The following is a 14,852-nucleotide window of genomic DNA, read 5'->3' as shown; positions in this document are numbered from 1 at the left end:
TTGGCTACCATGAAAGATGTCGCCCGTCTGGCGGGCGTCTCCACCTCCACCGTTTCGCACGTTATCAACAATAACCGTTTTGTTAGCGAGCAGGTGCGCGACAGAGTGGAACAGGCGATTCGCGAATTAAACTACGCGCCGTCGGCGCTGGCGCGCAGCCTGAAGATCAAGCAAACGCGCACCATTGGCATGTTACTGACCGCCAGCAGCAACCCGTTCTACTCGGAGGTGGTGCGCGGTGTAGAGAACAGCTGCTATGAACGCGGCTACAGCCTGATTCTGTGCAATACCGAAGGCGATGAAGAGCGCATGAATCGCAGCCTTGAAACGCTGATGCAAAAGCGTGTGGATGGCCTGCTGATGATGTGCACGGAAACCCATCTGCCCTCCGCCGACATCCTTAATCGCTATCCTTCGGTGCCGATGGTGATGATGGACTGGGCGCCGTTTGAAGGGCGCGGCGATATTATTCAGGATAACGCGCTGCTGGGCGGCGAACTGGCTACGCAGTATCTGATTGATCGCGGTTACACCCGCATCGCCTGTATTGCCGGGCCGCTGGATAAAACCCCGGCGCGCCTGCGTCTGGACGGTTTTCATCAGGCGATGGCTGCCAGTGGGCTGGCGGTGCCGCCGGGCTATGTGGTGGACGGCGATTTCGAATTTCAGGGCGGTTTTAACGCCATGAATCAGCTGCTGGCGCTCGATCCGCCACCGCAGGCGGTGTTTACCAGCAACGATGCGATGGCGGTAGGCGTCTATCACGCCCTGTATCAGGCGGGACTGCGCGTGCCGCAGGATATGGCGGTGATGGGCTATGACAACATTGAGCTGGCGCGCTATCTGACGCCGCCGCTCAGTACCATTCATCAGCCGAAAGATGAGCTGGGCGAGCTGGCCATTGATACGCTGATTCATCGTATGAGCGATCCCGACGCCAGCCAGCAAACGCTGGTGCTGACGCCGGAGCTGGTGGAGCGCGGTTCGGTTTAACTGCTTTTACGCGTTTTCTCGCGGTTGGCGATCAGGTTACGGCCATCACCCGGCCGTAACATCAGAAACGCCAGCGCCGACAGCACGGTAATCACGCCCATGGTAAAGAAGGTGGCGTGGAACTGCTGCACCGTGGTGCTCTCAAAATCCTGATAAAAGCGCAGCACGGCGGCGCTGACCGCCACGCCAAAACTGATCGACACCTGCTGCGTAACCGCCAGCACGCTATTGCCGCCGCTGGCGTTCTCATCATTCAAATCCGCCAGCGTGATGGTATTCATGGCGGTAAACTGGGTGGACATCGCCATGCCCAGTACAAACAGCGCCACCAGCAACATGATGATGCTTCCGTCCGGCGACTGCAGCGCGAAGCTGGCGACCAGCACGCCGATGATAACCGTAATGCCCACCAGCGTTTTACGATAGCCAAAGCGGCGCAGCACCTGAGTCACGGTGGATTTAGCCAGCAGCGAGCCAATCGCCGTGGGGCCCATCATGCAGCCGGCGATGATCGCCGGATAGCCAAATCCTACCTGTAACATCAGCGGCATCAGGAACGGAATACAGCCAGTACCGAGACGCGCGGCAATATTACCGATAATCCCGACGGAGAACGTGCGTGTCTTAAACATCGGCAGACTAATCAGCGGAGCCGGATGGCGGCGTGCATGCATAATATAGAGCAGCAGCAATACCACGCCGCTGACCAGCACCAGCACCGCCTGCCACGGCGATACGATACGCTCGCCAAACAGCTCGATGCCGATGGAGATCAGCACCAGGCCAAAACCAAACAGCATAAAGCCGCCGAAATCGAAGCGGCGTTTTGGCGTGGTGAAGTCCGGCATATATTTGCGCGCATAGAAGATGCCGGCGATGCCGATAGGAATATTAATCAGGAAGATCCAGTGCCAGCTGGCGTAGGTGACCAGCAGACCACCGAGCATAGGGCCAAGAATCGGTCCGACCAGGCCGGGCATGGTGACGAAGTTGAGTACCGGCAGCAGTTCGCTGCGCGGATAGGCGCGCAGCAGCGCCAGACGCGCTACCGGCATCATCATTGCTCCGCCAACGCCTTGCACCACGCGCGAAACCACCAGCATGCTCAGCGATCCGGACAGCGCACAGGCCAGTGACCCGAGCGTGAACAGGGAAACCGCCACAATAAACACCTTACGCGTGCCAAAGCGATCGGCCAGCCAGCCGCTGACCGGAATCAACATCGCGACCGTGAGCGTATAACTGATGACGGCAGACTGCATGGCAAGTGGGGAACGTTCAAGGCTGGTGGCAATGGCGGGAAGCGCGGTATTCAGGATGGTGGCGTCGAGAGCCTGCATAAAAAACGCCATGGCGGCGATCCAGGGCAGGCCGGCCATACTGCGCGCGGAGCGAATCATTGAAAATCCTTCTTGAAGAAAATCGGTCAGCAAAGAGCGTAAGTTAAACAGGATAGCATCGGTCGCTGCGATGATGGCGCTGATTTGTGCCGCTGTGAGAGCTGATTTGCCTGATTATTAGACGGGAAATGTCTGTTTTTACCGCGTTCGTATAAAAAAGTAGCTTTCAGTCAATTTTTTTCAGGAAATGCTTGTCACTTCAGATTAACTCCCTATAATGCGCCACCACTGAGACGGCAAAGCGGCAACGCAGGCGGCTCAGCAGGGCGTGAAGCGATTCACCCCGCCGGAGAAAAACGCTGAAAAAAGTGTTTGACTCTGAAGGAGGAAAGCGTAATATACGCCACCTCGCGACAGCAGGCCGAACGCCGCGTCGCACCGCTCTTTAACAATTTATCAGACAATCTGTGTGGGCACTCGCAGGATTGATATCACAAGCCTACGGGCTTTAAAAAATATCAAGTCTTTGCTGAGTGAACACGTAATTCATTACGAAGTTTAATTCACAGAGCATCGCTGCACTCGTTGCAGCAAATCAAACTTTAAATTGAAGAGTTTGATCATGGCTCAGATTGAACGCTGGCGGCAGGCCTAACACATGCAAGTCGAACGGCAGCACAGAAGAGCTTGCTCTTTGGGTGGCGAGTGGCGGACGGGTGAGTAATGTCTGGGAAACTGCCCGATGGAGGGGGATAACTACTGGAAACGGTAGCTAATACCGCATAACGTCGCGAGACCAAAGTGGGGGACCTTCGGGCCTCACACCATCGGATGTGCCCAGATGGGATTAGCTAGTAGGTGGGGTAATGGCTCACCTAGGCGACGATCCCTAGCTGGTCTGAGAGGATGACCAGCCACACTGGAACTGAGACACGGTCCAGACTCCTACGGGAGGCAGCAGTGGGGAATATTGCACAATGGGCGCAAGCCTGATGCAGCCATGCCGCGTGTATGAAGAAGGCCTTCGGGTTGTAAAGTACTTTCAGCGGGGAGGAAGGCGGTGAGGTTAATAACCTTGCCGATTGACGTTACCCGCAGAAGAAGCACCGGCTAACTCCGTGCCAGCAGCCGCGGTAATACGGAGGGTGCAAGCGTTAATCGGAATTACTGGGCGTAAAGCGCACGCAGGCGGTCTGTTAAGTCAGATGTGAAATCCCCGGGCTTAACCTGGGAACTGCATTTGAAACTGGCAGGCTTGAGTCTCGTAGAGGGGGGTAGAATTCCAGGTGTAGCGGTGAAATGCGTAGAGATCTGGAGGAATACCGGTGGCGAAGGCGGCCCCCTGGACGAAGACTGACGCTCAGGTGCGAAAGCGTGGGGAGCAAACAGGATTAGATACCCTGGTAGTCCACGCCGTAAACGATGTCGACTTGGAGGTTGTGCCCTTGAGGCGTGGCTTCCGGAGCTAACGCGTTAAGTCGACCGCCTGGGGAGTACGGCCGCAAGGTTAAAACTCAAATGAATTGACGGGGGCCCGCACAAGCGGTGGAGCATGTGGTTTAATTCGATGCAACGCGAAGAACCTTACCTGGCCTTGACATCCAGAGAACTTAGCAGAGATGCTTTGGTGCCTTCGGGAACTCTGAGACAGGTGCTGCATGGCTGTCGTCAGCTCGTGTTGTGAAATGTTGGGTTAAGTCCCGCAACGAGCGCAACCCTTATCCTTTGTTGCCAGCGGCTCGGCCGGGAACTCAAAGGAGACTGCCGGTGATAAACCGGAGGAAGGTGGGGATGACGTCAAGTCATCATGGCCCTTACGGCCAGGGCTACACACGTGCTACAATGGCGCATACAAAGAGAAGCGACCTCGCGAGAGCAAGCGGACCTCATAAAGTGCGTCGTAGTCCGGATTGGAGTCTGCAACTCGACTCCATGAAGTCGGAATCGCTAGTAATCGTAGATCAGAATGCTACGGTGAATACGTTCCCGGGCCTTGTACACACCGCCCGTCACACCATGGGAGTGGGTTGCAAAAGAAGTAGGTAGCTTAACCTTCGGGAGGGCGCTTACCACTTTGTGATTCATGACTGGGGTGAAGTCGTAACAAGGTAACCGTAGGGGAACCTGCGGTTGGATCACCTCCTTACCTGAAGATACCTTCCCGCGAAGTGCTCACACAGATTGTCTGATAGAAAAGTAACGAGCAGGACGGCTGCGAAGTCGTGACACTTTGTGTCCCCTTCGTCTAGCGGTTAGGACTCCGCCCTTTCACGGCGGCAACAGGGGTTCGAATCCCCTAGGGGACGCCACTGCTTGGTGACAGGTGAAAGGTGTCTCCACAGAATATCTCAAAACTGACGGTAACGTCGTGTTTGAGATATTGCTCTTTAACAATCCGGAACAAGCTGAAAATTTGAAACGACGCGTCGTATTCATTCTCCGTAATAAGAATGAAATCACGATGCGTTCGGGTCTCTCAAATGCTTGCAGTCCGCAGCGTTGCAAAACGCCTGTGGGTTGTGAGGTTAAGCGACTAAGCGTACACGGTGGATGCCCTGGCAGTCAGAGGCGATGAAGGACGTGCTAATCTGCGAAAAGCGACGGTAAGGTGATATGAACCGCTACAGCCGTCGATGTCCGAATGGGGAAACCCAATGCACTTGTGCATTATCGTTAACTGAATACATAGGTTAACGAGGCGAACCGGGGGAACTGAAACATCTAAGTACCCCGAGGAAAAGAAATCAACCGAGATTCCCCCAGTAGCGGCGAGCGAACGGGGAGCAGCCCAGGACCTGAATCAGCTTGTGCATCAGTGGAAGCGTCTGGAAAGTCGCGCGATACCGGGTGACAGCCCCGTACACGAAGATGCATGAGTTGTGAGTCCGACGAGTAGGGCGGGACACGTGGTATCCTGTCTGAACATGGGGGGACCATCCTCCAAGGCTAAATACTCCTGACTGACCGATAGTGAACCAGTACCGTGAGGGAAAGGCGAAAAGAACCCCGGCGAGGGGAGTGAAACAGAACCTGAAACCGTGTACGTACAAGCAGTGGGAGCCTACTTGTTAGGTGACTGCGTACCTTTTGTATAATGGGTCAGCGACTTATATTCTGTAGCAAGGTTAACCGCATAGGGGAGCCGAAGGGAAACCGAGTCTTAATTGGGCGTTAAGTTGCAGGGTATAGACCCGAAACCCGGTGATCTAGCCATGGGCAGGTTGAAGGTTGGGTAACACTAACTGGAGGACCGAACCGACTAATGTTGAAAAATTAGCGGATGACTTGTGGCTGGGGGTGAAAGGCCAATCAAACCGGGAGATAGCTGGTTCTCCCCGAAAGCTATTTAGGTAGCGCCTCGTGAACTCATCCTCGGGGGTAGAGCACTGTTTCGGCTAGGGGGCCATCCCGGCTTACCAACCCGATGCAAACTGCGAATACCGAGGAATGTTATCACGGGAGACACACGGCGGGTGCTAACGTCCGTCGTGAAGAGGGAAACAACCCAGACCGCCAGCTAAGGTCCCAAAGTCATGGTTAAGTGGGAAACGATGTGGGAAGGCACAGACAGCCAGGATGTTGGCTTAGAAGCAGCCATCATTTAAAGAAAGCGTAATAGCTCACTGGTCGAGTCGGCCTGCGCGGAAGATGTAACGGGGCTAAACCATGCACCGAAGCTGCGGCAGCGACACTATGTGTTGTTGGGTAGGGGAGCGTTCTGTAAGCCGCTGAAGGTGTGCTGTGAGGCATGCTGGAGGTATCAGAAGTGCGAATGCTGACATAAGTAACGATAAAGCGGGTGAAAAGCCCGCTCGCCGGAAGACCAAGGGTTCCTGTCCAACGTTAATCGGGGCAGGGTGAGTCGACCCCTAAGGCGAGGCTGAAAAGCGTAGTCGATGGGAAACAGGTTAATATTCCTGTACTTGGTGTTACTGCGAAGGGGGGACGGAGAAGGCTAGGTTATCCGGGCGACGGTTGTCCCGGTTTAAGCGTGCAGGTGTGAAGACCAGGTAAATCCGGTCTTCTTTAACACTGAGGCGTGATGACGAGCCGCCACGGCGGTGAAGTAACTGATGCCCTGCTTCCAGGAAAAGCCTCTAAGCTCCAGGTAACACGAAATCGTACCCCAAACCGACACAGGTGGTCAGGTAGAGAATACCAAGGCGCTTGAGAGAACTCGGGTGAAGGAACTAGGCAAAATGGTGCCGTAACTTCGGGAGAAGGCACGCTGGCGCGTAGGTGAAGGGACTTGCTCCCGGAGCCGAGGCCAGTCGAAGATACCAGCTGGCTGCAACTGTTTATTAAAAACACAGCACTGTGCAAACACGAAAGTGGACGTATACGGTGTGACGCCTGCCCGGTGCCGGAAGGTTAATTGATGGGGTTATCCGCAAGGAGAAGCTCTTGATCGAAGCCCCGGTAAACGGCGGCCGTAACTATAACGGTCCTAAGGTAGCGAAATTCCTTGTCGGGTAAGTTCCGACCTGCACGAATGGCGTAATGATGGCCAGGCTGTCTCCACCCGAGACTCAGTGAAATTGAAATCGCTGTGAAGATGCAGTGTACCCGCGGCAAGACGGAAAGACCCCGTGAACCTTTACTATAGCTTGACACTGAACATTGAGCCTTGATGTGTAGGATAGGTGGGAGGCTTTGAAGCGTGGACGCCAGTCTGCGTGGAGCCAACCTTGAAATACCACCCTTTAATGTTTGATGTTCTAACGTAGGCCCGTAATCCGGGCTGCGGACAGTGTCTGGTGGGTAGTTTGACTGGGGCGGTCTCCTCCCAAAGCGTAACGGAGGAGCACGAAGGTTGGCTAATCCTGGTCGGACATCAGGAGGTTAGTGCAATGGCATAAGCCAGCTTGACTGCGAGAGTGACGGCTCGAGCAGGTGCGAAAGCAGGTCATAGTGATCCGGTGGTTCTGAATGGAAGGGCCATCGCTCAACGGATAAAAGGTACTCCGGGGATAACAGGCTGATACCGCCCAAGAGTTCATATCGACGGCGGTGTTTGGCACCTCGATGTCGGCTCATCACATCCTGGGGCTGAAGTAGGTCCCAAGGGTACGGCTGTTCGCCGTTTAAAGTGGTACGCGAGCTGGGTTTAGAACGTCGTGAGACAGTTCGGTCCCTATCTGCCGTGGGCGCTGGAGAATTGAGGGGGTTGCTCCTAGTACGAGAGGACCGGAGTGAACGCACCGCTGGTGTTCGGGTTGTCATGCCAATGGCACTGCCCGGTAGCTAAGTGCGGAAGAGATAAGTGCTGAAAGCATCTAAGCACGAAACTTGCCCCGAGATGAGTTCTCCCTGACCCCTTGAGGGTCCTGAAGGGACGTTGAAGACGACGACGTTGATAGGCCGGGTGTGTAAGCGCAGCGATGCGTTGAGCTAACCGGTACTAATGACCCGTGAGGCTTAACCTTACAACGCCAGAGGCGTTTTGGTCCGAGAGACCGGAGAATTTTCAGCTTGTGACGGATAAAGAATCAGCTTTGTTCTGCGGACGCGAGTCCGGAGGATTTTGCGCTGAGGCGAGGCGGCAAGCGAAGGAAAGGAAGGAGCATACACGAGTATGTGACTGACTTTGCGAGCGCAGCCAACGCGGCATCAGTGCGAAAGACGCGGGACAGGGCACAAAGAATTTGCCTGGCGGCAACAGCGCGGTGGTCCCACCTGACCCCATGCCGAACTCAGAAGTGAAACGCCGTAGCGCCGATGGTAGTGTGGGGCCTCCCCATGCGAGAGTAGGGAACTGCCAGGCATCAAACCAGTAAAAAAGCCCCGGACGAGAGTCCGGGGCTTTTTTACGTCCGTACTCCGGCAAATTTCCCGCTAAAAACCGCGTGATTAGCGGTTTTTTAGCCATTGAACAATATACTCTGCAACCTGATCAGGCTGATTGATATCCAGCACCGGCACCTGAAGCGCTAACGCTTCATCCGTCGCAACGGCAATCACCCAGTCGTCCAGCAATTCATCAATTTCTCCCTTAACGCCGCGCCGCCATAGCACCATCCTGGGTACGGGTTCCTGTTTAAACCCCTCGACCAGCACCAGATCCAGCGTTGCAGCGTCCATACGGCCTGCCAGCTGCGCTAAACTAAGCGGCTGCTGCGGCGTTTCGCACATTAACGCCCAGCGTTGCTCGCTGGCGACGATCACCTGATCGGCTCCCGCTTTGCGCAGCAGATAACTGTCTTTTCCCGGCGTATCGATGTCCATCTGATGATGGGTATGCTTGATCAGCCCGGGGCGAATGCCCTGCGCTCTCAGTAGCGGAATCACCTGTTGTAACAGGGTGGTTTTGCCGGTGCCACTCCAGCCCACCACCGCCAGTAACGGCACACTCATCACGCACTTTCCTCATTAACCAAATCGTCAGGCGTATTGATATTGCGGAAGGCGGCTTCATCATCATCAAACAGTACGCTGTGTCCGCCATGTTCACGCATAAACTGCATCAGACGGCGTTCTCCGCGCAGCAGCCACGCTTCCAGATCATCAGCCAGCGCACGATGCACCAAAGCCAGCGCCGGATGATCACGCTGACCCGATGTCACCCACACGGCGGCGGCTGCACCACGCTGCTGCCACAGCCGTGCAACAAAATCCTGCGGTAGCCACGGCGTATCGCAGGCGCAAAACGCCACCCATTCGGTCTGGCTGTGCCGCAGGCCGCTGAGCATGCCTGCCAGCGGACCGGGATAATCAGGCAGCGAATCACGAATCACCTGACAACCACTTGCCTGATAACGATCAATGTTACGGTTGGCGCTAATCAACACAATATTGACCTGCGGCTGTAAACGCTGCAGAACGTGCTGATAAAGCGGTTTGCCCTGTAATGGCAGCAAGCCCTTATCCTGACCTCCCATACGGCTGCCTTGCCCGCCTGCGAGGATCACACCGGTAAATGCGGTCATCTTCGTCTCCCTGTTTATTCTGGACGATACTTAACTCGCGGTAGCGAACCACCTGCGCAAAGGAATCAATGATGAAATATCACCGACTCAATGAACTGCTCGAACTGCTGCAGCCTGCCTGGCAGCAAGAACCCGATCTCAACCTGCTGGCATTTTTACAAAAACTGGCGCAGGAATCAGGTTTCAGTGGCCCATTAAGTGAATTAAGCGATGACGTATTGATTTACCATCTCAAAATGCGTGATGCCGGTAGTCAGGCTGTGATCCCGGGTCTGAAGAAAGATTATGAAGTGGACTTCAAAAGCGCGCTATTACGTGCGCGCGGTGTGATCAAGGATGATGAGTAATGTTATCCTTGCGCGTTCAACGCACAGGTAACACACAGGCACAATGATGAGCGAAGCCGCTTTTAATTTTCAGACGCTGAATCCCGACGTCATCCTCGATGCGCTCTGGGGTGCCGGTCTGCGGGTCGAGTCCGGCTTAACCGCCCTGAACAGCTACGAAAACCGCGTGTATCAGTTTAGCGATGAGGATAAGCGACGCTATGTCGCTAAGTTCTATCGTCCGCAACGCTGGAGCGCCGCGCAGATCGCTGAAGAGCATCGGTTTGCTCAGGATCTGCTGGATGATGAAGTGCCGGTTGCCGCACCGCTGGCGCTGCAGGGCAATACGCTCAATCAGCACGCTGGCTTTATGTTCGCGGTGTTCCCCAGCCTCGGTGGTCGGCAGTATGAAACCGACAATGAAGAGCAGATGGAGTGGGTAGGTCGTTTCCTTGGCCGTATCCATCAAACCGGACGTCACAGCCCGTTCCGCCAGCGGCCCACTTTGGGCCTGCAGGAGTATGTGGTTGAGCCACGTCTGCAGCTGGAACAGAGCGCGCTGGTGCCCGCCTCGCTGAAGGATGCGCTACTGAAGGCGTTAGATAAACTCAGCGTCACGCTGCAGCAGAGCTGGCATAGCCAGTGGCAACCGCTCCGGCTGCACGGTGACTGCCATCCCGGCAATATTCTGTGGCGGGATGGGCCGATGTTTGTCGATCTCGATGACGCGCGCACCGGTCCGGCTGTGCAGGATTTGTGGATGCTGGTGAACGGCAGCCGTCAGGAGCAATTGATCCAGTGGGATATTTTGCTGGAAGCGTATAACGAATTTGGTGATTTCGATTTACACGAATTGACACTGATTGAGTCTTTACGCGCCATGCGCATGGTTTATTATCTGGCCTGGGTGGTACGCCGCTGGCAGGATCCCGCTTTTCCGCGCGCCTTCCCCTGGATGACCGATGAGGACTTCTGGCGCCGGCAGATTGCACTATTTATCGAGCAGGAAAGGCTGTTACACGAACCGCCGTTACAGCTTAGCCCGCAATTTTAATGAAGTACTCAGGAGATGTTCTCACGATGAAAAAGATTTGGTTTGCGCTGGTAGGTTTGATGCTGGCATTTAGCGCCTCAGCGGCACAGTTCAACGACGGCAAACAGTACGTTACGCTGCCAAAACCGGTCGCCGGTGAGCCGCAGGTCATGGAATTTTTCTCCTTCTTCTGCCCGCACTGCTACCAGTTTGAACGCATTTACCACGTCAGCGATGCGGTGAGAAAGAATCTGCCAGCGGATACCAAAGTGACCAAATATCACGTTGATTTCCTCGGCGGCGACTTCGGTCCGGTGGTCACGCATGCGTGGGCAGTGGCAATGGCGCTGGGTGTGGAAGATAAAGTGACCGCACCGATTTTCGACGGCATCCAGAAGACCCAGACCATTACCGACGCAGCCAGCCTGAAAGAAACCTTTATTAAAGCAGCGGGTATCACCTCTGAAGATTACGATGCAGCGTGGAACAGCTTCGCCGTGAAGGCGCTGGTTGCACAGCAGCAGAAAGCGGCTTCGGATGTTAATTTGCAGGGCGTACCGGCGATTTTCGTTAACGGCAAATACATGGTTAACAACGGCGGCCTGGACACCAGCTCAATGGATAACTTCGTGGCGGATTATGCCAACGTCGTGAAATTCCTGGTTGAGAAAAAGTAATTAAGCGCTGAAAACGCGATGGCTTATGCTGTAGCGGCGCGGTTATCACCCGCCGCTACAGTGAAACCAACCCACACCATATCCTTAATTCACTAAGCCATTCATCCCTTACCGCCAGCGTTTTTTGATTACCCTTTCGCTTAATATCCACATAGACGATCGCCTTTTTAAAAAGGTGTTTCGTATCACGGCAAGATTATAACTGACTGATTTTAAAAATATTTTAATCGTAAAATGATTGCAATTAACGTAAATAACAATACGTTATGAATTTTACGCACAAAGTTATCCACAAGATGATCCTTGCGATCCGCGCCGCGTAATCGCGAAAAAGATCCTCACTTTCTGCTGTTACTTCAACATTGTTCGCTGGTTGTGGCATCCTTATAACCCTGATTATCGCAACGAAGAAAATACAAACCTATGGCGCAAATTGCAGAAAATCCCCTGATTCTGGTAGATGGCTCTTCCTACCTCTACCGTGCATATCATGCCTTTCCGCCGCTGACCAACAGTGCGGGTGAGCCAACCGGCGCCATGTATGGTGTGCTCAACATGCTGAAAAGCCTGCTGATGCAGTATCAACCCAGCCATGTGGCTGTGGTCTTCGATGCCAAAGGCAAAACGTTCCGCGATGAGCTGTTTGAAAATTACAAATCGCATCGTCCACCAATGCCGGACGATTTACGCGCGCAAATCGCGCCGCTGCATGAAATGGTAAAAGCCATGGGGCTGCCGCTGCTGGCGGTGTCCGGCGTGGAAGCCGATGACGTGATTGGCACGCTGGCGCTGGAAGCGGAAAAGCAGGGGCGTGCGGTGCTGATCAGCACCGGCGATAAAGACATGGCGCAGCTGGTGACGCCGGGCATTACCCTGATTAACACCATGACCAACACCGTGCTCGGGCCGGAAGAAGTCGAGCAGAAATATGGAGTACCGCCTTCGCTGATTATCGATTTCCTCGCCATGATGGGCGACAGCTCGGACAACATTCCGGGCGTTCCGGGCGTGGGCGAGAAAACCGCACAGGCGCTGCTGCAGGGGCTGGGCGGCATGCAATCCATCTACGACAACCTTGATAAAGTGGCCGGGCTCTCCTTCCGTGGAGCAAAAACCATGGCGGCGAAGCTGGAACAGAATCGCGATGTGGCGTTTCTCTCCTACCAGCTGGCGACCATCAAAACCGATGTGGAACTGGAGCTGGCCTGCGAGCAGCTGACGGTTAACGAGCCTGACGTTGAAGCATTGCAGACGCTGTTTAGCCGCTATGAATTCAAACGCTGGCTAGCCGATCTGCAGGAAGGAAAATGGCTGCAGGGTAAAAAGAGTAATAGCCAGGCGCAGAAATCGCTGCCGGATGAACCCGTCGTGGCCGCAGCAGAAACGGTCAGCGTGCTGTCCTCTGACGGCTATGTCACCATCCTCGACGAGGCGACCTTTGCCGACTGGCTGAAAAAACTTCAAAGCGCCGACGTGTTTGCTTTTGACCTGGAAACCGATTCGCTGGATACCCTGAGCGCCAATATTGTCGGCATTGCCTTCGCCGTGGCACCGGGCGAGGCCGCTTACCTGCCGGTGGCGCATGACTATCTTGACGCGCCACCGCAGCTGGATCGCGCCGCGGTGCTGAAGCAGCTGAAACCGCTGCTGGAGGACAGTAAAGCAGCGAAGGTCGGGCAGAACCTGAAGTACGATCGTGGCGTACTGAAAAATTACGATATTGAGCTGAACGGCATCAAATTCGACACCATGCTGGAGTCTTACTGCCTGAACAGCGTCGGCGGCAAACATGACATGGACAGCCTGGCGGCCCGCTGGCTTAACCACAAAACCGTCACTTTCGAAGAAATCGCCGGTAAAGGTAAAAATCAGCTCACCTTCAATCAGATCGCGCTTGAGCAGGCGGCGCACTATGCGGCAGAAGACGCTGACGTCACGCTGCAGCTGCACCTGCAGATGTGGCCGAAGCTGGAGCAGGAAGCCGGTCCGAAGCAGGTATTCGAGGCGATTGAGATGCCGCTGGTGACGGTCATTTCCCGCGTAGAGCGCAACGGTGTGCTGATCGATCAGAATATCCTCGCGAAACATTCGCAGGAGCTGACCACGCGTCTGGCCGAGCTGGAGCAGAAGGCGCATGAGCTGGCCGGCGAGCCTTTCAACCTCTCCTCCACCAAACAGCTGCAAACCATTCTGTTTGAGAAGCAGGGGATTAAGCCGACGAAGAAAACGCCGGGCGGCGCGCCATCGACCAGTGAAGAAGTGCTGGCTGAGCTGGCGCTCGACTATCCGCTGCCGAAAGTGATTCTTGAGCATCGCGGCCTGTCGAAGCTGAAATCCACTTACACCGATAAGCTGCCGCAGATGATCAATCCGATCACCGGTCGGGTGCATACCTCTTATCACCAGGCGGTGACGGCCACCGGACGACTCTCCTCGACCGACCCGAACCTGCAAAACATTCCGGTGCGCAACGAAGAGGGACGGCGCATTCGTCAGGCGTTTATTGCAGGCGCGGATAAGCGCATCGTAGCCGCCGACTATTCGCAGATTGAGCTGCGAATTATGGCGCACCTGTCGCAGGACAAAGGCCTGCTGGATGCGTTCGCGCAGGGTGAGGATATCCACCGCGCCACGGCGTCCGAAGTGTTTGGTGTGGCGCTGAGCAAGGTTTCCGGTGAGCAGCGCCGCAGTGCGAAAGCGATTAACTTCGGACTGATTTATGGCATGAGCGCATTTGGTTTGTCGCGTCAGCTGAACATTGGTGCCGGCGAAGCGAAGAAGTACATGGATCTCTACTTTGAGCGCTATCCGGGCGTGCTGCGTTATATGGAAGCGACGCGCGCGCAAGCCGCGGATAAGGGATACGTCGAGACGCTGGATGGTCGTCGTCTGTGGCTGCCGGACATCAACTCCAGCAATGCCATTCGCCGTAAAGCTGCCGAACGTGCGGCGATCAACGCACCGATGCAGGGCACCGCGGCGGACATCATCAAACGTGCCATGATCGCCGTTGACGGCTGGCTGCTGCAGCAGAACAGTGATGAGGTGAAAATGATCATGCAGGTACACGATGAACTGGTATTTGAGATCCACAAAGATGCCGTCGCAGGTGCCAGCCAGACGATCCGCGAACTGATGGAGAACAGCATGAAGCTGGATGTACCGCTGCAGGTTGAAGTGGGAACCGGCGATAACTGGGATCAGGCGCACTAAGGGCCCGCTGCTCGCCACAGATGCTGGTGGCGGGCAGCGTCATAAGAAAAAAGTTTACTTAATCGGTTCAGCCGGTCATCAAAACTGCCGGTAAAATACAGGTTAAGTAACTGCTTATCGGCTAAGCATTTTTTTGGTAATTAAACTACATGCCCTGCGCGAAAATGTGACGAAGCTGGTAAAAAAGATGTCGAATTCTGAAACTTAACAACAAAAAACCCTTTGTTGGTCAGAAAAAATCGGGTAAAGTTCATCGCGTAGGGTACAGAGGTAAGATGTTCTATCTTTCAGACCTTTTACTTCACGTAATCGGATTTGGCTGAATATTAGCCGCCCCAGTCATT

General features: G+C 54.8%; 8 protein-coding genes, 1 tRNA gene and 3 rRNA genes. 9 read left to right on the top strand and 3 right to left on the bottom strand.

The window, feature by feature from the left end:
• Window positions 1–993 carry a ribose operon transcriptional repressor RbsR gene (gene rbsR / locus C1N60_RS19815; protein WP_369597187.1) on the top strand — a complete coding sequence of 331 codons (993 nt, stop codon included), beginning with the start codon at window positions 1–3 and terminating at the stop codon, window positions 991–993.
• On the opposite strand, the gene mdtD is transcribed toward rbsR, so the two are convergent.
• The gene (gene mdtD / locus C1N60_RS19810; RefSeq protein ID WP_021508168.1) at window positions 990–2,393 is read right to left on the bottom strand and encodes a multidrug transporter subunit MdtD; all 1,404 of its coding nucleotides are present in this window, start codon (window positions 2,391–2,393) and stop codon (window positions 990–992) included. The two genes, rbsR and mdtD, sit on opposite strands and share 4 nt — an antisense overlap.
• Window positions 2,394–2,937: 544 nt before the next feature.
• Here mdtD and C1N60_RS19805 point away from each other — a divergent pair.
• From C1N60_RS19805 to rrf, 4 genes are all read left to right on the top strand, one after another.
• Window positions 2,938–4,479: ribosomal RNA gene (locus tag C1N60_RS19805) — 16S ribosomal RNA — on the top strand.
• An 88-nt stretch (window positions 4,480–4,567) separates the two neighbouring features.
• Window positions 4,568–4,642 (top strand) — tRNA-Glu (locus tag C1N60_RS19800).
• A 214-nt stretch (window positions 4,643–4,856) separates the two neighbouring features.
• Window positions 4,857–7,759, top strand: a 23S ribosomal RNA gene (locus C1N60_RS19795).
• Window positions 7,760–7,981: 222 nt separating this feature from the next.
• A 5S ribosomal RNA gene (gene rrf / locus C1N60_RS19790) occupies window positions 7,982–8,097 on the top strand.
• Together the 16S, 23S and 5S rRNA genes with 1 tRNA gene alongside form the textbook arrangement of a ribosomal RNA operon.
• Window positions 8,098–8,183: 86 nt before the next feature.
• On the opposite strand, the gene mobB is transcribed toward rrf, so the two are convergent.
• Together mobB and mobA are read right to left on the bottom strand one after the other, a co-directional pair.
• Entirely contained in the window at window positions 8,184–8,687 is a 504-nt protein-coding gene (mobB, locus tag C1N60_RS19785; protein WP_394521231.1) for a molybdopterin-guanine dinucleotide biosynthesis protein MobB, read from the bottom strand.
• Window positions 8,687–9,259, bottom strand: a complete 573-nt coding sequence (gene mobA / locus C1N60_RS19780) for a molybdenum cofactor guanylyltransferase MobA (protein WP_260641872.1) — start codon at window positions 9,257–9,259, stop codon at window positions 8,687–8,689. The genes mobB and mobA overlap by 1 nt, the downstream gene beginning before the upstream one ends.
• A 71-nt stretch (window positions 9,260–9,330) precedes the next feature.
• Between mobA and C1N60_RS19775 the strand changes: the two genes are divergently transcribed.
• The 4 genes from C1N60_RS19775 (at window position 9,331) to polA (ending at window position 14,508) form a co-directional block, all read left to right on the top strand.
• The gene (locus tag C1N60_RS19775) at window positions 9,331–9,606 is read left to right on the top strand and encodes a YihD family protein (protein WP_021313943.1); all 276 of its coding nucleotides are present in this window, start codon (window positions 9,331–9,333) and stop codon (window positions 9,604–9,606) included.
• Between the two features lie 46 nt (window positions 9,607–9,652).
• Window positions 9,653–10,639 carry a serine/threonine protein kinase gene (locus C1N60_RS19770; RefSeq protein ID WP_394521767.1) on the top strand — a complete coding sequence of 329 codons (987 nt, stop codon included), beginning with the start codon at window positions 9,653–9,655 and terminating at the stop codon, window positions 10,637–10,639.
• 26 nt (window positions 10,640–10,665) lie between these two features.
• Window positions 10,666–11,295 carry a thiol:disulfide interchange protein DsbA gene (dsbA, locus tag C1N60_RS19765; RefSeq protein WP_021507125.1) on the top strand — a complete coding sequence of 210 codons (630 nt, stop codon included), beginning with the start codon at window positions 10,666–10,668 and terminating at the stop codon, window positions 11,293–11,295.
• A 423-nt stretch (window positions 11,296–11,718) separates the two neighbouring features.
• A complete protein-coding gene (gene polA / locus C1N60_RS19760; protein WP_059011683.1) occupies window positions 11,719–14,508 on the top strand; it encodes a DNA polymerase I in 2,790 nt (929 codons plus the stop codon).
• Window positions 14,509–14,852: the final 344 nt, after the last annotated feature.

Source organism: Pantoea sp. SGAir0184 (assembly GCF_043544755.1).
The sequence above is the reverse complement of the archived record's forward strand: the minus strand, read 5'-3'. Positions and strand labels throughout refer to the sequence as shown.

Excerpts from the sequence above, each read along its gene's own strand:
- mdtD (WP_021508168.1), bottom strand. The coding sequence starts at position 2,393 with ATGATTCGCTCCGCGCGCAGTATGGCCGGCCTGCCCTGGATCGCCGCC.
- mobB (WP_394521231.1), bottom strand. The coding sequence starts at position 8,687 with ATGAGTGTGCCGTTACTGGCGGTGGTGGGCTGGAGTGGCACCGGCAAA.
- mobA (WP_260641872.1), bottom strand. The coding sequence starts at position 9,259 with ATGACCGCATTTACCGGTGTGATCCTCGCAGGCGGGCAAGGCAGCCGT.
- C1N60_RS19775 (WP_021313943.1), top strand. The coding sequence starts at position 9,331 with ATGAAATATCACCGACTCAATGAACTGCTCGAACTGCTGCAGCCTGCC.
- C1N60_RS19770 (WP_394521767.1), top strand. The coding sequence starts at position 9,653 with ATGAGCGAAGCCGCTTTTAATTTTCAGACGCTGAATCCCGACGTCATC.
- dsbA (WP_021507125.1), top strand. The coding sequence starts at position 10,666 with ATGAAAAAGATTTGGTTTGCGCTGGTAGGTTTGATGCTGGCATTTAGC.
- polA (WP_059011683.1), top strand. The coding sequence starts at position 11,719 with ATGGCGCAAATTGCAGAAAATCCCCTGATTCTGGTAGATGGCTCTTCC.